A 23102-nucleotide genomic window follows, 5' to 3' on the forward strand; every position below is an offset into this window, starting at 1 on the left:
AATTCCGCCGCCGCCGGCGGGGCCGGCAATTCGGCGAGGAATCGGCGCACGGGCGCCGCTGTTGCCCACTGAGAAGAATCTTCGACGAACGAAAGACGGTGCCCGCAGTGTCCGGCCTCTCCCTGCCTCTCTCCATCCTCGACCTGGCCCACGTCGGCGCGGACGAAACCCCGGCGGACAGCTTCCGGGCCAGCGTGGCGATGGCGCGGAACGCGGAACGGTGGGGCTATCACCGAATCTGGTACGCCGAGCACCACAACATGCCTGCGATCGCGTCGTCGGCGACGAGCGTGCTGATCGCGCACGTCGCCGCGCATACCGAGACGATCCGGCTGGGAGCGGGCGGCATCATGCTGCCCAACCACGCTCCGCTGACCATCGCCGAGCAGTTCGGCACGCTCGCCGAGCTGCACCCGGGCCGTATCGACCTGGGGCTGGGACGCGCACCGGGCAGCGACCAGCAGACCATGCGGGCACTGCGGCGCGACCCGAGTTCGGCGGACTCGTTCCCGCAGGACGTGCTCGAGCTGCAGGGCTATCTGACCGGGCCGTCGCGTGTCCCGGGGATCGAGGCGACGCCGGGCAAGGGCACGAACGTCCCCCTCTATGTCCTGGGCTCGTCGCTGTTCGGCGCCCGACTGGCCGCGGCGCTGGGTCTGCCGTACGCGTTCGCGTCGCACTTCGCCCCGGGCGCGCTGCTCGACGCGATCGAGATCTACCGCCGCGAGTTCCGGCCGTCGGCGCAGCTGGCCGAGCCGTACGTGATCGCGGCGGTCAACGTGATCGCCGCGGACACCGACGAGGAGGCGGAGCGGCAGTTCCTCGAGACCAAGCGCAAGCGGGTGGGCCTGTTCGTGGGCCGCGGCCGGACGTTCACGCCGGAGGAGGCGGACCAGATCCTCGAGTCGCCCGCGGGCCGGCAAGTGCTCGCGATGGTGCGGTACACGGCCGTCGGCACCCCGACGGTGGTGCGGGACTACCTGGACCGGTTCGCCGAGCAGACCGGGGCGGACGAGCTGATGGTCGTGTCCTCGGCGACCGAGCGGACGGCATGGATGCGGTCCCTCGAACTGGTCGCCGACGTCACCGGGCTCGCGTCGCGGTCGGCGGTCACAGCAGGCTGATCTGCTCGCCCTCGCGTTCGCCGTGGTCGGGCGCGAGCAGGTCGGGACCGTTGTTGCGGACGCTGTTGACCTTGGGCGACACGCGCCGGATGTCGACGGCGGCGACGGAGTCGAGGCTCGGCCGGATCAGGTCCGGGTGACCGAGGCTGTCGGGGTCGAGCCAGGCGTCCCAACGCTCGGGCGGCAGGATCAGCGGCATCCGGTCGTGGACGTTCGCGAGCTGGTCCACCGCGTCGGTCGTGAGGATCGTGGTGCTCAGCAGCGGCGGCGACGCGGGGGCCTTGGGGTCGCGCCACACGGCCCACAGCCCGGCCATGAACATCCGCTGCCCGTCGCCGCGGGACATGTAGTACGGCACCTTGAGCGCCTTACCGTCGGCGGTCGGCTCGGTCTGCCACTCGTACCAGCCGTCCATTGGGACCAGGCAGCGCTTGAACCGCAGCGACGTCTTGAACGCCGCCTTGGTGGCGACGGTCTCGGAGCGCGCGTTGAACAGAGGCGCGCCCTTGCCCGGCTCGGTCGCGTACGACGGCACCAGGCCCCACCGCATGCGGCGGATCCGGCGGCGCACCGGGCTGTCGTCGTTGCCGCGGTCGTGGCGCGCGACGACGGTGAGCACCTGCGTCGTGGGCGCGACGTTGTAGTCCGCCGTTTCCGGACCGGACTCCCCCGTTTCGTTCACCGCGTCCAGTTCGACCGCGAGTGTCGCCGGGTCGGCCGTCGTCGCATACCTGCCGCACATGCCTCCATGCTGGCACGGATGACCGACACAGTCGGCCATGAGCGAAGATGGATGGGTGAGTCGTGAGAGCCTGTGGAGAGCGCCCCGTGCCGTAGCCCCCGTGAACGCGTCCGTGACGCTGCCCGGATCGAAGTCGATCACCAACCGGGCCCTCGTCCTCGCGGCCCTCGCGTCCGGCCCGTCCACCATCACCGGCGCTCTGCGCAGCCGCGACACCGATCTGATGATCCAGGGCCTGCGCGCGCTGGGCGTCGCCATCACCGCCACCCCCGACGCCGCGACCGGCACTACGCTGCATGTCGTGCCCGGCCCGATGACCGGCGCCGCGGTGGACTGCGGGCTCGCCGGCACCGTGATGCGGTTCCTGCCGCCCGCCGCCGCCCTGGCCGAGGGCACCGTCGCCGTCGACGGCGACGAGCAGGCCCGCACCCGGCCGCTGGGCACGATTCTCGACGCGCTGCGCGGGCTCGGCGCCGACATCGACGGCGACGCGCTGCCGTTCACCGTGCACGGTCACGGTGGCCTGCGCGGCGGGACCGTCACGATCGACGCGTCGGGATCGTCGCAGTTCGTGTCCGGTCTGCTGCTGTCGGCGGCCCGCTTCGACGAGGGCGTCACCGTCCGGCACCAGGGCGGCTCGCTGCCGTCGATGCCGCACATCGACATGACCGTCGAGATGCTGCGCGAGGCCGGCGTCACCGTCCACACCCCCGGCGAGAGCGGCGACGCCGATACCTGGAAGGTGTTGCCGGGCAGGATCGATCCGGTGGACTGGGTGGTCGAGCCCGACCTGTCGAACGCGACGCCGTTCCTGGCCGCCGCCGCCGTCACCGGGGGCACAGTGCGGGTGCCGCTGTGGCCGTCGCGCACGACGCAGCCGGGTGACGCGATCCGCGGGATCCTCACCGACATGGGCGCCCGGGTGGCCCTGGAGGGCGGTCTCCTGTCGGTGACCGGACCGGAGTCGCTGCGCGGCATCGACATCGACCTGCACGACGTCGGCGAACTGACCCCCACCGTGGCCGCGCTGGCGGCGCTGGCGGACGGTCCGTCGGTGCTGCGCGGCATCGCGCACCTGCGCGGTCATGAGACCGACCGCCTGGCCGCGCTCGCCACCGAGATCAACAAGCTCGGCGGCACGGTCACCGAGACCGACGACGGCCTGCGCGTCGAGCCGCGCCCGCTGCACGGCGGTCGGTGGCACTCGTACGCCGATCACCGCATGGCGACCGCCGGCGCGATCATCGGACTGGTCGTCGACGGCGTCGACATCGAGGATGTCGGCACCACCGCCAAGACGCTGCCCGGGTTCGAGAACCTGTGGGCTGCAATGCTGGACGAGTCCGCATCCGCCGAGCAGGGGGCGCTGTCCTGAGCCGCCGGCAGTACGACGAGTCCGACGTCCGGATCCGCCCGGGCAAGGGATCGCGGCCGCGGACCAAGAACCGGCCTGAGCACGCCGACGCCGCGGAGGGCATGGTCGTCTCGAAGGACCGGGGCCGCTGGGGCGTGGTGCTGGGCGGCGACCCGGACCGGCCCGTCGTCACGATGCGGGCCCGGGAACTCGGCCGCACTCCGATCGTGGTGGGCGACAAGGTGAGCGTCGTCGGGGACCTGTCCGGCAAGCCCGACACCCTCGCGCGCATCGTGCGGGTCGCGGATCGGGAGACCGTGCTGCGCCGCACCGCCGACGACACCGATCCGTTCGAGCGGATCGTGGTCGCCAACGCGGAACAACTGCTCATCGTCGTCGCACTGGCCGATCCGCCGCCGCGCACCGGGTTCGTCGAGCGCGCCCTCGTCGCCGCCTACGTGGGCGGTCTGAAACCGATTCTGTGCCTGACGAAGAGCGATCTGGCGACGCCGGACGAGTTCGCCGCGACGTTCGCCGATCTCGACATCCCCGTCGTGGTCGCGGGCCGCGACGACCCGATCGAGCCGGTCACCGAGATCCTCACCGGTCGCCTGACCGCGCTCATCGGGCACTCGGGGGTCGGCAAGTCGACCATGGTCAATCGCCTCGTGCCCGATGCCGATCGAGCGACGGGCGTCGTGTCCGGTGTCGGCAAGGGACGTCACACGTCCACGCAGTCGGTGGCGCTGCCGCTGCCCGGCAGCGGCTGGGTGGTCGACACGCCCGGCATCCGCTCGTTCGGGTTGGCGCACATCTCCCCCGAGAACGTCGTCGACGCGTTCACCGATCTGGCCGCGGCCGCCGAGGACTGCCCGCGCGGGTGCACCCACCTGGGCCCGCCGGCGGACCCCGAATGCGCCCTCGACAAGCTCACCGGCAAGTCCGCGGGCCGTGTCGAGGCGGTGCGCCGATTGCTCGTCGCGCTGATGTCGAACGAGGCCTGGACGTAACCCCGGTATCTGATACCCGCAGTACCAATTTCCCGCCGGCAACCGTTAGGGTGTGCCCAGGATCACGATCCGAAGCCATCCGACCGGGGGGATCACCGTGCGAAGTCTTCTGCGCCACGCCTGCTCGAGATACGCCGTGTCCGCGCTCGCCGCCGCGACGGCCGTCGCGGTCGGCATGACCGCGAGCGCCCCCGTCGGGTCCGCCGATCCCACCGGCGGACCCGACGGGCAGGCGTGGGTCGCGGCGACCGACGGGCCGAACCGGTACCCGGCCATCGCCGTCGTGGAGGACGTGCCGATCCGGATGAGTGACGGCGTCGTGCTCCGCGCGAGCGTCTACCGCCCGGCCGACGCCTCCGGCACGGCGATCGACACCGCGCTGCCGACGATCTTCAACATCACGCCGTACACGCGTCTGGTCCCGGCCCTGGCGGACGCCGCGAGCGCCCATCCGGTGCTCGGGCAGGCCCTCGACCAACTCGGCGCGGCCGACCTGTCCGGCACACCGTTCGACGGGCTCACCGAGCTGACCGGCGGTCTCGGCGGCGGGTTGCTGCGCACGTTCGGCGTCAACCGCAACCTCGTGCAGAACGGCTACGTCCAGGTGGTGGTCGACGTTCGCGGCACCGGCTACTCGGAAGGCGTCTGGGACGTCCTGGGCGACCGCGAGCAGCAGGACACCGTCGAGGTGTTCGAGTGGGCCCGATCGCAACCGTGGTCGGACGGCACGCTCGGCATGGCCGGTGTCTCGTACTCCGCGATCAACAGCCTGCACGCCGCCGACAAGAGACCGGAGGGGCTGAAGGCGATCTTCCCGGTGGAACCGTCCGAGGACCTGGCACGCGAAATCGTCGCCACCGGTGGAGCTTTCGGGGCCGGCTTCATGCCGGCATGGCTGGTGGCCGTCAACGGGCTCAAGTTCGTCCCGATCGATTCGCTGCTGCGCGGCGACTTCGACCCGCAGTGGCTGGCCGACCGACTGGCGGATCCCGCGGTGATGTTCCCGCAGATGTTCGACGCGGTGTTGAGCGGCCGGGGCGAGGCGTCGAACGACGGCGCGTTCTACGACGTCCGCAACGCCGATGTCGAGCGGATCCAGGTACCGACGTTCGTCACCGGCGGCTGGCACGATATCTTCGGCCGCGGCGAGCCGCGGATCTTCGACCGGCTGCAGTTGCCGGCCGGGCAGAAGCAGCTGCTGATGGGGAACGGCTACCACATCAATCCGGGCCGCGGCCACGGCGAGGCGGGCGCACCGCCGCGCCTCGACGTGCTCGAGCGAGCGTGGTTCGACAAGTGGCTCAAGGGCGTCGACAACGGCATCGACCGGTACGGCCCGGCCACGCTGTACCAGCAGGGCGGCGGGTGGATCACCGCCGCGCAGTTCCCGCGCGCCGGTGCCGAATACCAGCGGATGTATCTGAGCGGCGCCCCGTCCGGTTCCGCACCGCACGCGGTGGTCGACGGCTCGCTGACCGCCGCCGCGCCGACCACGTCCAGCATGCACACCGTCGCACCGGGACTGCGTGCGGCGTGCTCGCGCGACACCGCGCAAGGCACGGCGGGAGCCGGCGCGATCCTCGGTTCGGCGTGCACCGAGGACGCCCGCTTCGCCGAGGCCGAGGCGCTGACGTTCACCACCGCGCCGGTCACCGAGACGACCGAGATCTCCGGCCCGATCGCGGTGCACCTGCTCACCACCACCGATGCCACCGACGGCTTCTGGGCGGTCACCGTCAACGACGTGGCCCCCGACGGCCGTTCGACGGTCCTCACCAATGGGGCGCTGTTGTCGTCACGCAGGGTGCTCGACGAGGCGAAGAGCGAGAAGGACCCGTCCGGCGCGTACACGGTCCCCGTCGCCGATCTGGGCGCCGACACCAAGCGCGTGGTCACTCCGGGCGAACCGCTCGTCCTCGACATCGGACTGAACGGCACCGAGGCGAAACTGGCACCGGGTCACCGACTGCGCGTGGACATCTCGGCCGCAAGCTTCCCGCGTTACCTTCCGATGCTGCCGGACCTCGAGGCGACGGGGCTGAAGCCGCAGCGCCTGCTGATCGACCCCGCAAATCCGAGTTTCGTCAACGTCCCGGTGGTCGGTACCGCCGGCTGGTGACGTCGCCCGACCTCGGCGGCGTGATGATGCGGTTGCGCACGATTCGCGGGAGCCACCGCGGGGTCGATACGGCGTCCGTGCCAATGGGCCGACAGTCCGGATCGACACCGCGCGGTCAGTCGGCGCCGCGGGCGCGCGCCGCGAGGACGCGGTACTCCTCGTCGCTGATCGCCCCGGAGTCGAGGAGCGACTTCGCGGTCGCGAGCTCCTGCTCGGCCGACGTTCCGGCGGCCCGCCGGATGTATGCGTCCTCCGCCTGCCGGAAGTGCCGGTCCGCGGCTGCCGCCCGGTCGACCATGCCGTGTCCGCGCGTGATGAGGTACACGACCTCGCCGATGACGGGAAGGACGAACAGGAAGAAGACCCACACCGCCTTCCCCCAGCCGGGGGTCCGGTGGTCCCGGAACAGATCGGTGAGGATCGAGAAGAGCACCATCACGTAGGCCGCGAACGCGAAGAACGCGAAGACGAGCCAGAAGAAATCCCAGAACGAGTCCATCGTCCGCTCCGTTCCCAGACCAAAGTCGACCAGACGTTGTCCGTCAACTGTACTGCCCCACCCCCGGCCCCGCCGGGGTCACGAGATCGCGGTAGTCGGCGGCCCACCATCGCAGACGAGTGCGCCCGGATCCCCGGTAGAGCACGCACCGAATGGTATGTGCCACACCGGGAACCCGGGTGTCGGTCGTTCTAGCGCGCCACCAGCGCCCGGAGGCCGCGGCGCTTCTTCGACGCCTTGATCGCCGAGAGCAGTCCGCTGCGGCGACCCGTCGCGGGGTCGATGGTCGCGGTGGTGTTGCCACCGAACTTGCGCTCCGAGGCCGTCTCGGGGGCATCGTCGGACGTGTCCTTGAGGTACTTGTTCGGCAGCGACAGCTTGGCGATGGTGCGCCACGCCTTGGCGTACTGCACCGGCAGCGGTCCGGTGGTGTACGGCAGGTCGTACTTGTCGCACAGCGCCCGCACCTTGACCGCGATCTCGGCGTACCGGTTGGATGGCAGATCCGGGTAGATGTGGTGCTCGATCTGGTAGCTGAGGTTGCCGGTCATGAAGTCCATGACCCGACCGCCGGAGATGTTCGCACTGCCGAGCATCTGACGCAGGTACCACTCGGCGTGTGTTTCCTTGTCGACGTCCGCCTTGGTGAACTTCTCGGCCCCGTCCGGGAAGTGACCGCAGAAGATGACCGCGTTGGTCCACAGGTTTCGGATGACGCCGGCGGTGAGGTTCGCCGTGAGCGTGGTCTTCCACGCCTTGCCGGTGAGGGCCGGGTAGACCACGTAGTCCTTGAGGGTCTGCTTCGCGATCTTGCGGCCGACCTCCTTGGCGTTCCGCTTGGTGTACTCGCGGTCGTCGCGGCCGGCCGCCACCCTGCCGAGCTCGAGCAGCTGGATCGCGATGCCGTACTCGAACAGCAGCGCCAGGATGGCGTTGTACGCGAGGTTGCCGTAGTTGAACGGCCGCCACTTCTGGTCGCGGGTGACGCGCAGCAGGCCGTATCCCACGTCGTCGTCCATGCCCAGGATGTTCGTGTACTTGTGGTGCAGATGGTTGTGGGTCTGCTTCCAGTGGGCCGACGGGTCGACGTTGTCCCACTCCCAGTTCGCGGAGTGGATCTCGGGATCGTTCATCCAGTCCCACTGCCCGTGCATCACATTGTGCCCGAGCTCCATGTTCTCGATGATCTTCGCGACGCCCAGCATGCCGGTACCGAGCAGCCACAGGGGCCGCTTGCGGCTACCGAACAGCACGGCGCGGCCACCGATCTCGAGCCCGCGCTGCAGCCGGATGGTGTTGCGGATGTAGCGCGCGTCGCGCTCGCCGCGCGACTCCTCGACATCCCGACGGATGGCGTCGAGTTCGCGCCCGAGCGCCTCGACGTCGGCATCCGTCAGATGCGCATACTCCTTGATGTCCGTAATCGCCACGCGCCTACCGTACCGTAAGTTACGACACCGTAGGTTAAGATCGTGTGACTGTGAGGCAGCTCACTTTAGCCTAGTTTCGGCGTCGTGCACGACGCTTTCCCACCCGCGCTTCGGCATGCGCGCGCAGCGCCGACAGCAGGCCGCGATGCTGGCCCGTCTCGGCGTCGACATGCAGCGCCTCCGCGATCCGGGATCCGCCGAGCCGGAACTTGTGCTCCGACGAAGTCTCCGGCGCATCGTCCGAGGTCCGCTTGAGAAAGCGATCCGGCAGCGCCAGCTTGTGGATGGTCCGCAGCGCGAGCAGGTACTGCTTGCTCAGCGGGCCCGTCGTGTAGGGCAGGTCGTACTTCTCGCACAGCCCCCGCACCCGCACCGCGATCTCGGCGTACCGGTTCGACGGCAGATCCGGGAACAGGTGGTGCTCGATCTGGTAGCTGAGGTTGCCGGTCATGAACGCCATCACCGGGCCGGCGTCGATGTTGGCACTGCCGAGCATCTGTCGCAGGTACCACTGGGCGCGCGTCTCGGTCTCGAACTGCTCGATCGTGAACTTCTCGGCACCGTCCGGGAAGTGCCCGCAGAAGATCACCGCGTACGCCCACAGATTGCGCAGGAAGTTCGCGGTCGTGTTCGCGGCGAGGGTGTGCTTCCACGCCCGACCCGTCAGCGCGGGGAACAGCACGAAGTCCTTGCCGACCTGACGGACGATCTTGACCGCGAACTGCTTGTTGGGCCCCGAGTTCCACTGGCCGGGGTCGACGCCCTCGAGCTTCTTCTGCGCCGCGAGGTCGTGCAGCGCGATGCCCCACTCGAACGTGGCCGCGAGGATCACGTTCGCGATCGGCTGCAGCAGGTTGATCGGCCGCCACTTCTCGTCGCGGGTCATGCGCAGGATCCCGAATCCCACGTCGTCGTCCATGCCGACGATGTTGGTGTACGTGTGGTGCGTGTAGTTGTGCGCGCGCTTCCAGTGCTCGGACGGCCCCGTCATGTCCCACTCCCACGTCGTGGAGTGGATCTCCGGATCGTTCATCCAGTCCCACTGGCCGTGGGTGACGTTGTGCCCGAGCTCCATGTTCTCGATGCACTTGGCGAGCGTGAGCAGCGTCGTGCCCACCACCCACGCCGGCCGATGGCGGCTTCCGAACAACACCACCCGTCCGCCCAGCTCGAGCGAACGCTGCAGCCGGATGGTGCGCCGAATGTAGCGCGCATCCCGCACGCCCCGAGACTCCTCGACATCGCGACGAATTGCATCCAATTCGCGCCCGAGGGCTTCGATGTCGACGTCGGTGAGGTGGGCGAACTCTTTGATATCGGTGATAGCCACCGAGGGTCCTCCGTTGGGGTAGATCAGTTCACCGGCGTCGACCCACCGACGCAAGGCGTTACGTGCAACGATACGGGAAATCGGACATCCGGCGACACGCCGGACCCGACATCAGCCGAGGATCACACGTCGAGAGTGCAGTCGCCCGCCGCGGCGGAGATGCACGTCTGGATGCGCTCCCCCTCGGCGTGCTCCTTACCGTTGCGCAGATCCACTGCGTGCCCCGACGCGAGCGGCACCACACACGTCTGGCAGATGCCCATACGGCAGCCGAACGGCATCAGCACGCCCGCCTTCTCGCCGGCCTCGAGCAGCGTCGTCGCGCCGTCGGCCCGGACCTCCTTGCCGGACCGCCCGAACGTGACGGTGCCGCCCTCGCCGGACAGGTCGGCGCGCGGCACCGCGAACCGCTCCAGGTGCAACTGCGGCGCGATGCCCTCGCGCTCCCACGTCTTCTCGATCTCGTCGAGCATCGGCAGCGGGCCGCACGCCCACGTCTGACGCTCCCGCCAGTCCGGGCACACCTCGTCGAGTTCGGGCAGCGTGAACTTGCCCTCCGAACGGGTGCACCGGACGTGGCGACGGAACGAGTCGTGGGTCTCGTGCAGTCGGGTGAGCTCGTCACCGAACATGACGGCGTCCTCGGTGGGTGCCGAATGGACGTGCACGATGTCGGGCACGTCGCCGCGACGATCCATCGTCCGCAGCATCGACATCACCGGAGTGATACCGCTGCCGGCGGTGAGGAACAGAATCTTCCGCGGCGGCGGCTCCGGCAGCGCGAAGTTGCCGGTGGGGGCCGCGAGCCGCACGATCGTGCCCGACGGCACGCCCGTGACGAGGTGGCTCGACAGGAAACCCTCCGGCATCGCCTTGACCGTGATGGAGATCAGCTTGTGGTCGACGTTGGGCGCCGACGTGAGCGAGTACGAGCGCCAGTGCCACCGACCGTCGACCAGAATGCCGATGCCCACGTACTGGCCCGGCTGATAGTCGAAGTCGAATCCCCAGCCCGGCTTGATCACGAGGGTCGCCGAGTCGGCCGTCACCGGCCGGACCTCGACAATCCGCCCGCGCAACTCGCGCGCCGACCACAGCGGGTTGACGAGATGGAGGTAGTCGTCGGGAAGCAGCGGCGTCGTCAACCGGGTGACGGCACCGCGCACCAGGTTGGCCACGGACCGGTTCGAACCCGCGACCCTCGCCGCAGGCGCCTCGATCCAGCTCTTCAGTCCCATCCGACCTCCATCTCGTGTGAGTAGGGCCAGCGTAGGGCATGGGCTACGGTCGCGTAAGTTGCGCCCGGTAGTGAGCCCGAGTAAGGATCCGCCGGTCGAGGACTCAGAGCAGCTCGAGCAGGAACGGCAGCTCCTGGGTCGCGTACCACGCGAGCTCGTGATCCTCGGCGTCTCCCAGGACGAACTCCGCGTCCTCGTCCCCGAGATCCGCCGCATCGACCACCTGGACGGCCTTCTCGATGTCGGCCTCGGCCTCGGCGAGGTCGACGTGCACCGACGCGACCTGGGCGAGCCGGACGACGTCACCGAGCCGGACGACCGCGTCGTCGAGATCCGGGCGCGGTTTCGCCTCGTCGACGTCGGCCGCGATCACCGCGCGCCGGTAGTGCGGCGCAGCGCCGTCGCCGCCGTCCTCCGGGGTGGCGGCCGCGATCAGGCGCAGCGACGCGCGCGCGGCCTCCGCCATCGCAACCTCGGACAGTTCGTCGTCGTCGCCGGAGTGGTACGCCTCGCGCAGCGCCGGGGTGACGGCGAAAGCGGTCCGGCTCACCGGTGACAACTCACGCTCGTCGACCAGCTGCCGCAGCATCGCGATGGTCGCGGGAACGTAGACCCTCACGCGCGACCCCCGGAAACCCGCACCCACACCGACGGGTACACCGACTCAGCCACTGGCATCCACCAACTCCTCGAGAGACTCGTGCAACGACGCGGCGACCACGTCCACATCGGTCATGGCGTCGCGATCCGCATTCAAACCGTAGTGGACGTAACCGTCGTACGACGTCAGCGCAATGCTGATCGTCTGATTCTTCAGCAGCGGCGACACCGGGTACATCTCGACCATCCGCATGCCCGCCAGGTACAGCGGGATCTGCGGGCCGGGCGCATTGGTCACCATCACGTTGAACATGCGCTGCGACAGGTTGCCGGCGACGCGCGCCGCCCGCGCGTGCAACGACGCCGGCGCGAACCCCGACAACCGGATCATCGTCCTTGCCGTCACCTGCCGGCTCTGCCGCGCGAACGCTTCCGTCGCGTGCGCCACATGCGAGAGCCGCACCACCGGATTCGGCTCGCCCACAGGCAGATCCACCAGGAACGACGACGTACGCCCGTGCGGCAGGCCCACCTCGTCGTCGCCGCACACATCGACGACGGTCGCGCCGTTCGTCCCCGGCTGGGCCTCGCAGATCGACATCGGCACCAGAGCCCGCACGGTCGTCGCCTCCGATACCGGCTCCCCGCGCGAGAGCAGCCACGTCCGAAGCGCGCCCGCCACCACGGTCAGGACGACGTCGTTGATCGAGCAGCCGTAGCGGGCACGGATCTTGCGGTACCGGTCGAGGTCGGTCCGCGCCACGGTGAACCGCCGGTTGCGGGAGATGGTCGCGTTGAGCGGGCTCGACGGGGCCGGCTGCGCCGCGGTACGGACCAGAGCCGCGACCTTGCCGACCGCGTCGGCCGCCCCGTCGATCACCGACGACATGTCCCCCAGCGTCATCCGAAGCGTCTCGAGCCCCTCTCGCGGCTGCGACACCAGTTGCGCCAGCGAGCCGGCGACGAGGGCCACCTCGCTCGGTGCCGGTTCGGGCATCCACAGGTCGTCGGTAGCGGGCGGTAGTTCGTCGTCCTCGTCGAGGATCACCTGACTGATCTCGAGCGCCTGTTCCCCGTCGACGAGCGCCGAGTGCGACTTGGTGAAGATCGCACAACGGTTGTCCGCCAAGCCCTCGACGACGTATATCTCCCACAACGGTCGGGTGGTGTCCAGCGGCCGGGACGTCAACCGCGCCACCAGGTCGTGCAACTGTTCGTCGGTGCCCGGCGACGGAACCGCGGACCGGCGAACGTGATACGTGATGTCGAAGTCGGGGTCGTCCACCCACACCGGGCGCGCGAGACCGAATGCGATCTCCCGAACCTTCTGCCGATACCGTGGAACCAGGTGCAGCCGACTCTCGATCAGCCGCAGCACGGCCTCGAAGTCGAGCCCCGACTCGGGTAGTTGCAGGATCGCGAGGGAACCCATGTGCATGGGCGTGTTGCTCGCGTCGAGGAAGTAGAACGACGCGTCCTGCGTCGTCAGCCTGGTCGCCTTCGCCATTATCGCCCCCTGCCGTCCGAACCGCCGTCACCCGATTCGTCCGCCGTGCCCGAATCGAGAAGGATCGCAATCTCTTCCACCGCAGCCGACGGATCGGAGTGATGTACACCCACCATGCCCGCCTCGGCGGCCGCGTGCACGTTGCTCGCCAGATCATCGACGAAGATGCACTCCCCCGGGTCGAGCCCGAGACGGGCAGCGGTCAGCGCGTAGATCCGCGGATCCGGCTTGGCCATCCCGACGTCACCCGACAGCACCACCTCGTCGACGAACGGGCCGGCGAGGTCCCGCAGTCCCTGCCCCGCCGGGCCCCCGGGGTCGTTGCTCAGGATCGCGGTGCGGATCCCGTGGCGACGCGCGTCCGCGACGGCCCGGGCCATCAGGGCCGGATCCGAACCCGGTCCGCCGAGCACCCCACCGAAGTCCAGCACCAATCCGCGCACGCCCTCACCCTAGGACCCCCTGATCACGATGGCGAGACGAGCCGATCCACCGGTGCGTCCCCCTCGCTTTTCGTCGTCCGACGTGCGATGCTGTGCGCCAGATTCCGTCCTCTCCGCGGAGTCGGCCCCCACCGCTGTCGCCGCGCGACAGCACACGTCGACATGGGTACCGCCGCACAGCGACCGCGGTACGGAGAGGTCAGAGAATGAACACTGCGCACCGGTTCCTTTCCCGGGCACCGCAATTCGAACCACCCGCGGGCGACGCCGCCGGGTCGGCACCGTGCCGCACCGCCCCGACGTCGGCGACGTCGCCGTCTGCACGCCGATCCCCACACAGCGGCCGTTCGCCCAGACGATCCGCGTTCCCCGACGACGCGGCGCCACCCGAAGCCCGCCGATTCGCCGAGCAGGCCCTGCGTCTGACACTCGAAGTGATGGACCGGCGCCGCACACCGACGCAACTGCGCACGGTGGCCACCCCCGCGGTGGTCGACGTGGTGCACTCCCTGGCCCGCGCGGGCGTTGCCGGAAGCCGACTCGGGACGGCCGCCCTCGAGCGCGTCCGCGTGCGACCGGTGCGCCCCGACGCCGCCGAGGTGTTCGGCACCTACAAACGCGCCGACCGGGTGTTCGCCGTCGCCGCGCGTATCGAACGCGGCGTCGGCACACACCCGGCCGGATGGGCGATCACGTCACTGCGGATCGCCTAGGTTCAGCGGTCAGCGCCTGCGCTTGGACTTGGGCGCATTCCTCTTGGCGTCCGCCCGGGCGGCCTCCCGGCGCTCCCGGCGCGTTCCCGCCGGGGCGTCGGAGTCGCCCGCGACCCTGCTGACGTGCGCGGTGCCGTCCTCGGCGGGACCCGACAGCGTGAGTCCGCGCTGCTGGGCCTCCTCCAGCCCCTTGGCCCGGAGCGCGACCGGCGCCTTCGACTCGGCGGCAGCCTGCTCCGACGGCAGCGGCGACGACTGCTGGGCGAGCGCCGGACCGCCGGCCGCGGCCGCGGCAGCGGACGCGGCCGTCACACTCACCGGAGCCCCGCCGCCCTGCGGGGTGCCGGCCTCGACCTGCAGATTGAACAGGAAGCCGACCGACTCCTCCTTGAGGCCGTCGAGCATCGCGGTGAACATGTCGAAGCCCTCGCGCTGGTACTCGACCAGCGGGTCGCGCTGCGCCATCGCCCGCAGGCCGATGCCCTCCTTGAGGTAGTCCATCTCGTAAAGATGCTCACGCCACTTGCGGTCCAGCACCGACAGCAGCACGCGGCGCTCGAGCTCACGCATACCGCCCTCACCGGCGATCTCGTTGATCTGCTGCTCCCGCTTCGCGTACGCATCGCGCGCGTCCTGCAGGAGCGCCTCGAGCAGTTCCTCCCGGCCCAGATCCGACTCGCCGGCCTCGGCCGAAGCGACGAGTTCGTTGTGGTCGATGCCGACCGGGTACAGCGTCTTCAGCGCCGTCCACAGCTGCTCGAGATCCCAGTCCTCGACGTAGCCCTCGGCAGTGGCACCGTTGACGTACGCGGTGACCACGTCCGTGATCATCGCCTCGACCTGGCCCTCGAGATTTTCGCCCTCGAGGATGCGGCGGCGCTCGTCGTAGATGACGGTGCGCTGCTGGTTCATCACCTCGTCGTACTTGAGGACGTTCTTGCGGATCTCGAAGTTCTGCTGCTCGACCTGCGTCTGCGCGCTCTTGATCGCCTTCGAGACCATCTTGGCCTCGATCGGGACGTCGTCGGGCAGGTTCAGGCGCGTCATGATCGACTCGAGCGCGGCACCGTTGAACCGCCGCATCAACTCGTCACCGAGCGACAGGTAGAAGCGGGACTCACCCGGATCGCCCTGACGGCCGGAACGACCGCGCAACTGGTTGTCGATCCGGCGGGACTCGTGCCGCTCGGTGCCCAGCACGTACAGACCGCCCGCGTCCCGGACCTTGACGGCGTCGGCCTTGACCTCGGACTTCACCTTGTCGAGGACCTCGTCCCAGGCCGCCTCGTACTCCTCCGGATTGTGCACCGGGTCGAGACCCTGCTTGCGCAGCACGATGTCCGCGATGATGTCGGGGTTGCCGCCGAGCACGACGTCGGTGCCACGACCGGCCATGTTGGTCGCGACGGTGACGGCACCGGAGCGTCCCGCCTCGGCGACGATGGTCGCCTCCTGCTCGTGGAACTTCGCGTTGAGCACGTTGTGCGCGACACCGCGCTTGGTGAACTGCCGCGACAGGTACTCCGAGCGCTCGACGCTCGTGGTGCCGATCAGGACCGGCTGGCCCTTCTCGTGCCGCTCGACGACGTCGTCGACCACCGCGTTGAACTTGGCCTCTTCGGTCTTGTAGATCAGGTCGCCGTTGTCGACGCGGACCAGCGGCCGGTTCGTCGGGATCGGGATGACGCCCAGACCGTAGGTCTGGTGCAGCTCGGCGGCCTCCGTCTCGGCCGTACCCGTCATGCCCGACAGCTTGTCGTACAGGCGGAAGTAGTTCTGCAACGTGATGGTCGCGAGGGTCTGGTTCTCGGCCTTGATCTCGACCCGTTCCTTGGCCTCGATCGCCTGGTGCATGCCCTCGTTGTAGCGACGGCCGACGAGGATGCGTCCGGTGAACTCGTCGACAATGATGACCTCGCCGTCGCGGACGATGTAGTCCTTGTCGCGCTGGTAGAGCTCCTTCGCCTTGATCGCGTTGTTCAGGTAGCTCACCAGCGGCGAGTTCGCCGCCTCGTACAAGTTGTCGATGCCGAGCTGGTCCTCGACGAACTCGACGCCGGCCTCGTGCACGCCGATCGTGCGCTTCTTGATGTCGACCTCGTAGTGGACGTCCTGCTTGAGCAGCGGCGCGATGCGCGCGAACTCGCTGTACCACTTGCTGGACGCGTCGGCCGGACCCGAGATGATCAGCGGGGTCCGGGCCTCGTCGATGAGGATCGAGTCGACCTCGTCCACGACGGCGAAGTTGTGGCCGCGCTGCACCAGATCGTCGAGGGTGTGCGTCATGTTGTCGCGCAGGTAATCGAAGCCGAACTCGTTGTTCGTGCCGTACGTGATGTCGGCCGCGTACGCCTTGCGCCGCTGCGCGGGCGTCATGCCGGACAGGATCACGTCCACCTCGAGCCCGAGGAAGCGGTGGACACGGCCCATCCACTCCGAGTCGCGTCGGGCGAGGTAGTCGTTGACGGTGACCACGTGCACGCCGTCACCGGAGATCGCGTTGAGGTACGCCGGGAGGACACAGGTCAGGGTCTTGCCCTCACCGGTCTTCATCTCGGCAACGTTGCCGAAGTGCAGCGCCGCGCCGCCCATGATCTGGACGTCGAAGTGCCGCTGGCTCAGAACGCGGCTGGCGGCCTCGCGGGCCACCGCGAACGCCTCGGGCAGCATCTCGTCGAGCGTCTCGCCGTCGGCGTAGCGCTTCTTGAACTCGTCGGTCTTGGCCCGGAGCTGCTCATCGGACAGCGCCTCCACCTCGGGAGAGAGGGAAGAGACATGGTCGGCGATGTGCTTGAGCCGCTTGACCATGCGACCTTCACCTACACGGAGCAGCTTCGATAGCGACAGTGACGGCACGGTCCTCTTTGTCCTCAATCCAGGTGGCGGAATCCGGTGTCGGAAACCTGACAAACGGAATCCGGCCGAGGTCGGGCGACCCCAGCCGGATCCCATGGTATGCGTAATCACGGTCGGACGAGTAGACCGACCGCCGACGATGTCACGCCAGGCGTATCAATCCGTAGTCGAACGCGTGGCGCCGGTACACGACAGAAGGCCGGTCTGTCTCCTTGTCGTGGAACAGGTAGAAGTCGTGTCCGACCAGTTCCATCTCGTAAAGCGCGTCGTCGACGGTCATCGGTTCGGCCGAGTGCACCTTCGTGCGCACGATCTGTCCCGGACCGGGCGGAGCCTCGCCGTCCAGGGAGAGTCCTTGATCGATCGCCAACGTGTCGTCCTGCGCCAGTGTGGCGGTGGCCTGCGCAACGGAGACCGGGGTCTTCTCGCCGTAGTGGACCTTGCGACGATCCTTCGTCCGACGCAATCGACTTTCCAGCTTGGCAGTCACGGATTCGAATGCCGCGTAGAAACTGTCCGCGCTCGCTTCGGCGCGGACGACGGGTCCCTTGCCGCGAGCCGTGATCTCGACCCGCTGGCAACTCTTGGCCTGTCGGCGATTGCGTTCGTGCTGGAGTTCCACATCGAAGTGGTAGATGGTGGGATCGAAGCGCTCGAGTCGTGCGAGCTTCTCGGAGACGTAGACCCGGAAGTGATCCGGAACCTCGACGTTCCGTCCTTTGACGACGATTTCGGCGTTGTTGGCGCCCGATGGAACTTGAGCCTCTGCGGTGTCTTCTGCAACGAAAACCGAGGCCTTTGCAGGGGTCGTCACTCGTACCTCCCGATTAACGGCCGGCTCACCTTGTGAGACCGGCGAGTTCGATCTCGACCGGGCGGGGAACCACCCGGCATCAGAACGTGAAATATCACCTCCCACCTGTGACTTCGGGTGTGAACGCGACGCTAGTACGTAACCGCCCCGTGTGCCACTGTTCGGCCGTAATTCACGGGTGTGTCGTCCGAGACATCCGTCCGGATCGCCCGAATCCGCAGGACACGGGCTCTGCGGCCGTCGGCCCCGAATCGCCGCTCACGCGGAGGCGACAACGAGGACCGCCGCCACCGGCACACCCACCGCGCCGAAAGCCCGAACGGATTCGGTGGCAGTGGCCCCGGTGGTGACGACATCGTCGACCAGAATCACCTCGGCGCCTCGGCGCCCCACCGCGAGGAGGTCCCGCGCGGCCGATGCCGACACCCGGATCCGCCCCGACAGGTTCTCCTGGCGCTGCGCCGCGGACAGCCCTACGGAGTCGCGCGCTCCCCGACGCATCGAGAGCGCGGGGCACACCCGACAGTCGTCGCCGAGGGCACCGGCCGCGACACGCACCGAACGCAGCACCGGGTCACCGCCCCGGCTGCGGGCGGCGCGGGCGCGGGTGGGGGCCGGCACCAGACACACCGGTGCCGCCCCGGGCGGTGACAACTCCCCCCACCGCCGCAGGGTCACGATCGCACCGGCCAGGGCGAGCCCGATCGGGGTGGCCAGATCCCTCCGGCCGCGTTCCTTTCCCGCGATGACCGCACCCCGCCGCGGCCCCGAGTACGGTCCGAGCGCCCACACCGGCACGCGGGGATCCACGCGGGGGCTCACCGCGACGGGGACGTCGGCCAGCGAACGGCGACACCGCTCGCACCATGCGGAGCCGGGATCACCACAGCCACCGCACTCGGCGGGCAAGACGAGGTCGAGGAGCGCGCGCACGGCGGCCAGTGTGCCCGCCGCCGCCGACAAGTCCCGGCGGCTCAGCCCGGCACGACCGGGACGGCCTGCGAGCCGGTCAGGCCGGGCACCTCACGCCAGTACCGATCGCCGGCCGGGTCGTTGTTGTTGAGTTGGAAGACCGTGCGCGCATCGGCGACGTACTCGGTGGTCAATGTGGCGTCGACCGCCCTGACCGGCGACGTGAGGTTCCGGCTGGGCAGCGGATCCATCCGCGACCCGTCCACCGCCAACTGCACCACCGGGACGTCGGACCCCTCTCGGACGACGACGACGGTGTCGGCGGTGCTCCAGTCGAGCGACACCGCGGGCCCGCCCAGCCCGTGTGCGATCGCGCGCGGACTGGTGAGCGAGTACTCACCGTCCGGCAGCCGCGACACCGTCGCGACGTAGACCTTGCCGTCCACGATCAGCGCGGCGCGCACCCCGTCCCGGGACAGGCGCAGCTCGGTGATCGGACCGCCCAGCGCGGCGATGGCGCCGCTCTCGACGGGCATCGTGGAGAGCTTGCCGGTACCGGTCTCCCGGACCACGCGCACCACCGAGGAATCGTTCACCACCGCCCACACGGTGGACCCGTCGAGGGCCCACGTGGGGCGGGTGAGGGTCTGCGCCTCCAGCGCCGTCGCCACGTTGCCGTCGTACGTCCCCACGACGAGCGCCGTCTGCGGCTCCGGCGCCGGGCGCCGCGTCTCCGCCACCGCCGCCGCGAGCGTGCCGTTCTGCGACAGCGCGACCGAACGCAGATTGTCCGACGCCCCGAAGTAACCCGGCACGGGGGTCGCGGTGGCGTCGCCGACGCTGACCAGCCCGCCGCCGCGCAGGGCGTGCATGCCCACCGACGCGCTCGACGTCGCGAGCGGATTGAGCGAGCCCACGTCGGCGATGGTCCATCCGTTCGGGTAGCGCTCGTCGAGCGGCTGACCGTCGGCCAGCAGGACGTACGGGCCCGAGATTTCGGCGTTCGCCAGCGTCCAGATCACTTGCGCGGCAAGGAGTTCCCGCGACTGCGGGGTCATCCGACCGAGCCCCTGGAAGTCCACCCGGACTCCCCCGAGGCCGACCCCGACCTGGGATTGCCGGCCGTCGGCCTTCGTGATGGGGCCGAGCACCGAGACCCCGGAACCGAGCTCGTTGCGGACCGCCCCCGACAGCGACGGCTTCGGCCCGTCGATGAGGAGTCCGATCAGCTGGGTCACCATCTGGTCCTGGCTCGACGAGATCCACCGGGGATCCGGCACCACCGTCTGCGCCGACGGATCGAGGAAGTACAGCGATTTGCGTTGGTACGAGTTGAGGAACTGCGGGCGGTCCATGATCACGCCGTTCGGCAGTTCGTCGATCCGCCACTCGCCGTCGACCTTCACCCAACTGAACTTGGCCTCGTACTGCCCTTCCTGGGCCTGGTACAGCCCACCCGGTTCGAGCTGCCCCACCCGGTTGGCCCGGATGGTGTACACGGCGCGGTTCGCGTTGCGCGACTCGGTGATGAGGTCGATCTTGTCGACGATCGTCGCGCTCGCGGCGTCGTCCCACCGTGCCGACATGTCCTTGGTGAGGTACTGGCGGGCCGCGAGATGCCGGTTCGCCGGGTCTGTGCTCGCCTTGACGAAGTCCCGCAACAGCAGATCCGGCTCACGTCCCGGTGCCGGGGCCTCGACACTGGTGCTCGCCGGCGCCCGCTCGACTCTGCCGATCGCCTGTGGCGCCGACGAGTCCGGCAGGTTCGCGCAGCCGGCGGCCAGGAGCGCGAGGGACGACAGCACCGCCGTCGCCCCCACCCGCACGCGCCTCACGACTCGCGCTCCCGCACCCTCGGCACGGTCGGGCTGTCGTCGGGATCCGGTTGCGCCGCCGGTTGCGTGGACACCGTCGCCGCCTCGACCGGTTCGGGCGCCGGCACGGACGGCTCGGCCTTCTCGGCCGCCGGCTCGGGAACGCCGGGCTCGGCCCGCATCGCGACCTCGGCCCGCGTTCCGGGCAGCGGCCTACCCTGCACCAGTTTGCCGGCGCCCGGCTTGAGGGGAAGCGGACTGCGGGTGACCTTGCGGCCACGCACCCGCGGCAGCGTCAACCGGAAGCACGCGCCCTGACCGGGCTCGCCCCACGCCTCGAGCGTTCCGTTGTGCAGATTCGCGTCCTCGACGCTGATCGCCAGGCCCAGTCCGGTGCCACCGGACCGGCGCACGCGGGAGGGATCCGACCGCCAGAACCGGTTGAACACCAGCTTCTCCTCCCCCGGACGCAGACCCACTCCCTGGTCGCGCACGATGAAGGCCGCCGCCTCGTCGTCCGCCCGCAACCGCAACAGCACGGGCTTGCCCTCGCCGTGGTCTATCGCGTTCGCGAGCAGGTTGCGCAGGATGCGTTCGACGCGCCGCGGATCGACCTCGGCCACCACCGGATCCTCGGGCAGATCGACGATGAGCTCCGTCGACGTCTCCTTGGCCAGGTGGCGGACCGTCGAGACCGCGGCACGCGCACACATCCGCAGGTCCAGCTGCTCGGCGGCCAGTTCGGCGACGCCGGCGTCGTGCCGGGAGATCTCGAGCAGGTCGCCCAGCAGGCTCTCGAACCGGTCCAGCTCCGCGACCAGCAGTTCGGACGAGCGCTTGAGCACCGGGTCGAGGTCGTCACTGCTGTCGTGGATCAGGTCGGCGGCCATGCGGACGGTCGTGAGCGGCGTCCTGAGCTCGTGGCTCACGTCGGAGGTGAACCGCTTCTGCAGGTTGCCGAACTCCTCGAGCTGCGTGATCTGCTTCGACAGGCTCTCGGCCATCTCGTTGAACGACATCGCCAGGCGCGCCATGTCGTCCTCGCCGCGCACCGGCATGCGTTCCTTGAGCCGGCCGTCGGCGAACCGCACCGCGATCCGCGACGCCGACCGGATCGGCAGCACCACCTGGCGCGCGACCAGCATCGAGATCGCGGCCAGCAGCACCGCCAGCACCGCGCCGCCGATCAGCATCGTGCCCCGCACGAGCGACAGGCTGCGGTCCTCGCTGGCCAGCGGGAATACCAGGTACAGCTCGAGCGTGGAAATGTCCGAGGACGTGGGACTGCCGATGATCAGCGCCGGACCCGAGTACCCGTTGGGGTCGGCGACCGTCGCGAACTGGTAGCTGATCTGGTCCGCACGCACGAAGTCCCGCAGGCTCGCGGGGATCTGATCCGACGGCCCGCTCGCAGTGGGTTCGCGCGGACCGTCACCAGGCACGATGAGCACCGGGTCGAACGTGCCTGCCGAACCGGACGTCTGACCGCCGTCGGACTCCCGGTTGGTCAGCGCCAACCGCGCAGCGTCCAGCCGCACCTTGAGGGACCCGCTGTCGTCGGCGCCGGCAAGCTGCGCCTCGACCGTGCTGCGGGCACGGTCCATCTCCTCGGTGGCAGCGGTGATCTTCGCCTCGAGCAGCCGATCGGTGATCTGGCTCGTGAGCACCACACCCAGAATCGTGATCACGATCAAGGACAGCGACAGGGTCGACACGACGACCCGAAGCTGGAGAGACCGACGCCAAGCGTGGGCAAGCCAGTTGCTCCACGCCCGGCACCAGCGGATCAGCGGCGCAAACAGTCTGTTGACTCGCCGCCGCTTCCGGCCGGCACCGATCACGGCGGTCCGGCCTTGTAGCCGACGCCCCTGACCGTCAGCACCACCTCGGGGTTCTCAGGATCCTTCTCGACCTTGGCGCGCAGTCGCTGCACGTGCACGTTGACCAGGCGGGTATCGGCGGCGTGCCGGTATCCCCACACCTGCTCGAGAAGCACCTCGCGGGTGAACACCTGACGCGGCTTACGCGCGAGCGCGACCAGCAGATCGAACTCGAGGGGCGTGAGCGAGATGAGCGCGTTGTCACGCGTCACCTTGTGCGCCGGCACGTCGATCATGATGTCGCCGATGCTGAGGACCTCGGCGGGCTCCTCCTCGGTGCGGCGCAGCCGCGCCCGCACTCGCGCCACCAGCTCCTTCGGCTTGAACGGCTTCATGATGTAGTCGTCGGCACCGGACTCGAGGCCCAGGACCACGTCGACGGTGTCCGTCTTCGCGGTGAGCATGACGATCGGGACACCCGATTCGGCGCGCAGCACGCGGCACACGTCGATGCCGTTCATCCCGGGAAGCATGAGGTCCAGGAGAACCAGGTCGGGCCGGGTCTCACGGACGGCCGTCAACGCCTGGCTGCCGTCGCCCACCACGTAAGGCTCGAATCCCTCACCGCGGAGCACGATGGTGAGCATCTCCGCGAGCGCCGTGTCATCGTCGACAACCAGAATCCTTGGCTTCATATCCCTATCGTTACATCTTCGAGGCTGCGAAATGTGGAAAGGAGCGTGTACTCCTGCGGCGTGCCGCGCAATTCCGGCGGCG

19 protein-coding genes are annotated in these 23102 nt (G+C 69.2%); 5 read left to right on the forward strand and 14 right to left on the reverse strand.

The window, feature by feature from the left end:
* The first annotated feature begins 107 nt into the window (after nucleotides 1-107).
* Entirely contained in the window at nucleotides 108-1124 is a 1017-nt protein-coding gene (locus ABTV10_RS17905; protein WP_499029002.1) for an LLM class flavin-dependent oxidoreductase, read from the forward strand.
* Here the strand turns inward: ABTV10_RS17905 and ABTV10_RS17910 are convergent.
* Nucleotides 1111-1866 (reverse strand): SOS response-associated peptidase, encoded by a 756-nt coding sequence (locus tag ABTV10_RS17910; RefSeq protein ID WP_499029004.1) that lies wholly within the window; start codon nucleotides 1864-1866, stop codon nucleotides 1111-1113. The genes ABTV10_RS17905 and ABTV10_RS17910 overlap by 14 nt on opposite strands.
* Nucleotides 1867-1966: 100 nt before the next feature.
* On the opposite strand from ABTV10_RS17910, the gene aroA reads away from it, so the two are divergent.
* The 3 genes from aroA to ABTV10_RS17925 all read left to right on the forward strand — a co-directional run bounded on the left by aroA (nucleotide 1967) and on the right by ABTV10_RS17925 (nucleotide 6349).
* Entirely contained in the window at nucleotides 1967-3241 is a 1275-nt protein-coding gene (gene aroA, locus ABTV10_RS17915; protein WP_499029006.1) for a 3-phosphoshikimate 1-carboxyvinyltransferase, read from the forward strand.
* Nucleotides 3242-3342: 101 nt separating this feature from the next.
* Complete coding sequence (rsgA, locus tag ABTV10_RS17920; RefSeq protein ID WP_499029008.1) at nucleotides 3343-4230, forward strand: ribosome small subunit-dependent GTPase A; 888 nt, start codon at nucleotides 3343-3345, stop codon at nucleotides 4228-4230.
* 97 nt (nucleotides 4231-4327) lie between these two features.
* Nucleotides 4328-6349 (forward strand): CocE/NonD family hydrolase, encoded by a 2022-nt coding sequence (locus ABTV10_RS17925; RefSeq protein ID WP_499029010.1) that lies wholly within the window; start codon nucleotides 4328-4330, stop codon nucleotides 6347-6349.
* A gap of 115 nt (nucleotides 6350-6464) precedes the next feature.
* Here ABTV10_RS17925 and ABTV10_RS17930 read toward each other — a convergent pair whose 3' ends face one another.
* The 7 genes from ABTV10_RS17930 to ABTV10_RS17960 all read right to left on the reverse strand — a co-directional run bounded on the left by ABTV10_RS17930 (nucleotide 6465) and on the right by ABTV10_RS17960 (nucleotide 13396).
* A complete protein-coding gene (locus tag ABTV10_RS17930) occupies nucleotides 6465-6848 on the reverse strand; it encodes an SHOCT domain-containing protein (protein ID WP_499029012.1) in 384 nt (127 codons plus the stop codon).
* Nucleotides 6849-7039: 191 nt separating this feature from the next.
* On the reverse strand, nucleotides 7040-8278 hold the full coding sequence (locus ABTV10_RS17935) for a fatty acid desaturase family protein (RefSeq protein ID WP_499029014.1): 1239 nt from the start codon (nucleotides 8276-8278) through the stop codon (nucleotides 7040-7042).
* Between the two features lie 70 nt (nucleotides 8279-8348).
* On the reverse strand, nucleotides 8349-9608 hold the full coding sequence (locus tag ABTV10_RS17940; RefSeq protein ID WP_499029016.1) for a fatty acid desaturase family protein: 1260 nt from the start codon (nucleotides 9606-9608) through the stop codon (nucleotides 8349-8351).
* 122 nt (nucleotides 9609-9730) lie between these two features.
* Nucleotides 9731-10846: a ferredoxin reductase gene (locus tag ABTV10_RS17945; protein WP_499029018.1), complete on the reverse strand. Its 1116-nt coding sequence runs from the start codon at nucleotides 10844-10846 to the stop codon at nucleotides 9731-9733.
* A 103-nt stretch (nucleotides 10847-10949) separates the two neighbouring features.
* Nucleotides 10950-11465 (reverse strand): DUF6912 family protein, encoded by a 516-nt coding sequence (locus ABTV10_RS17950; RefSeq protein ID WP_499029020.1) that lies wholly within the window; start codon nucleotides 11463-11465, stop codon nucleotides 10950-10952.
* 45 nt (nucleotides 11466-11510) lie between these two features.
* A complete protein-coding gene (locus ABTV10_RS17955) occupies nucleotides 11511-12953 on the reverse strand; it encodes a WS/DGAT/MGAT family O-acyltransferase (RefSeq protein ID WP_499029023.1) in 1443 nt (480 codons plus the stop codon).
* Entirely contained in the window at nucleotides 12953-13396 is a 444-nt protein-coding gene (locus tag ABTV10_RS17960; protein ID WP_499029025.1) for an HAD-IA family hydrolase, read from the reverse strand. Before ABTV10_RS17960 ends, ABTV10_RS17955 begins: the two co-directional genes overlap by 1 nt.
* Nucleotides 13397-13602: 206 nt before the next feature.
* Here ABTV10_RS17960 and ABTV10_RS17965 point away from each other — a divergent pair, with 206 nt between their 5' ends.
* Nucleotides 13603-14109 (forward strand): Rv3235 family protein, encoded by a 507-nt coding sequence (locus ABTV10_RS17965; RefSeq protein WP_499029027.1) that lies wholly within the window; start codon nucleotides 13603-13605, stop codon nucleotides 14107-14109.
* Between the two features lie 9 nt (nucleotides 14110-14118).
* Here ABTV10_RS17965 and secA read toward each other — a convergent pair whose 3' ends face one another.
* From secA to mtrA, 6 genes are all read right to left on the reverse strand, one after another.
* Nucleotides 14119-16965 (reverse strand): preprotein translocase subunit SecA, encoded by a 2847-nt coding sequence (secA, locus tag ABTV10_RS17970; RefSeq protein ID WP_499029030.1) that lies wholly within the window; start codon nucleotides 16963-16965, stop codon nucleotides 14119-14121.
* 142 nt (nucleotides 16966-17107) lie between these two features.
* Nucleotides 17108-17779, reverse strand: coding sequence for a ribosome hibernation-promoting factor, HPF/YfiA family (hpf, locus tag ABTV10_RS17975; protein WP_499029032.1), 672 nt, complete (start codon nucleotides 17777-17779; stop codon nucleotides 17108-17110).
* A gap of 258 nt (nucleotides 17780-18037) precedes the next feature.
* Nucleotides 18038-18712 carry a ComF family protein gene (locus ABTV10_RS17980; protein WP_499029034.1) on the reverse strand — a complete coding sequence of 225 codons (675 nt, stop codon included), beginning with the start codon at nucleotides 18710-18712 and terminating at the stop codon, nucleotides 18038-18040.
* A gap of 41 nt (nucleotides 18713-18753) precedes the next feature.
* Entirely contained in the window at nucleotides 18754-20526 is a 1773-nt protein-coding gene (gene lpqB, locus ABTV10_RS17985; protein ID WP_499029035.1) for an MtrAB system accessory lipoprotein LpqB, read from the reverse strand.
* Nucleotides 20523-22346 carry an MtrAB system histidine kinase MtrB gene (mtrB, locus tag ABTV10_RS17990; RefSeq protein ID WP_499029037.1) on the reverse strand — a complete coding sequence of 608 codons (1824 nt, stop codon included), beginning with the start codon at nucleotides 22344-22346 and terminating at the stop codon, nucleotides 20523-20525. Before mtrB ends, lpqB begins: the two co-directional genes overlap by 4 nt.
* Nucleotides 22343-23020 (reverse strand): MtrAB system response regulator MtrA, encoded by a 678-nt coding sequence (gene mtrA / locus ABTV10_RS17995; protein ID WP_005518730.1) that lies wholly within the window; start codon nucleotides 23018-23020, stop codon nucleotides 22343-22345. The genes mtrB and mtrA overlap by 4 nt, the downstream gene beginning before the upstream one ends.
* Nucleotides 23021-23102: the final 82 nt, after the last annotated feature.

This window comes from Paraburkholderia sp. RHO2 (assembly GCF_050955445.1).
Lineage (GTDB): Bacteria > Actinomycetota > Actinomycetes > Mycobacteriales > Mycobacteriaceae > Prescottella > Prescottella agglutinans_A.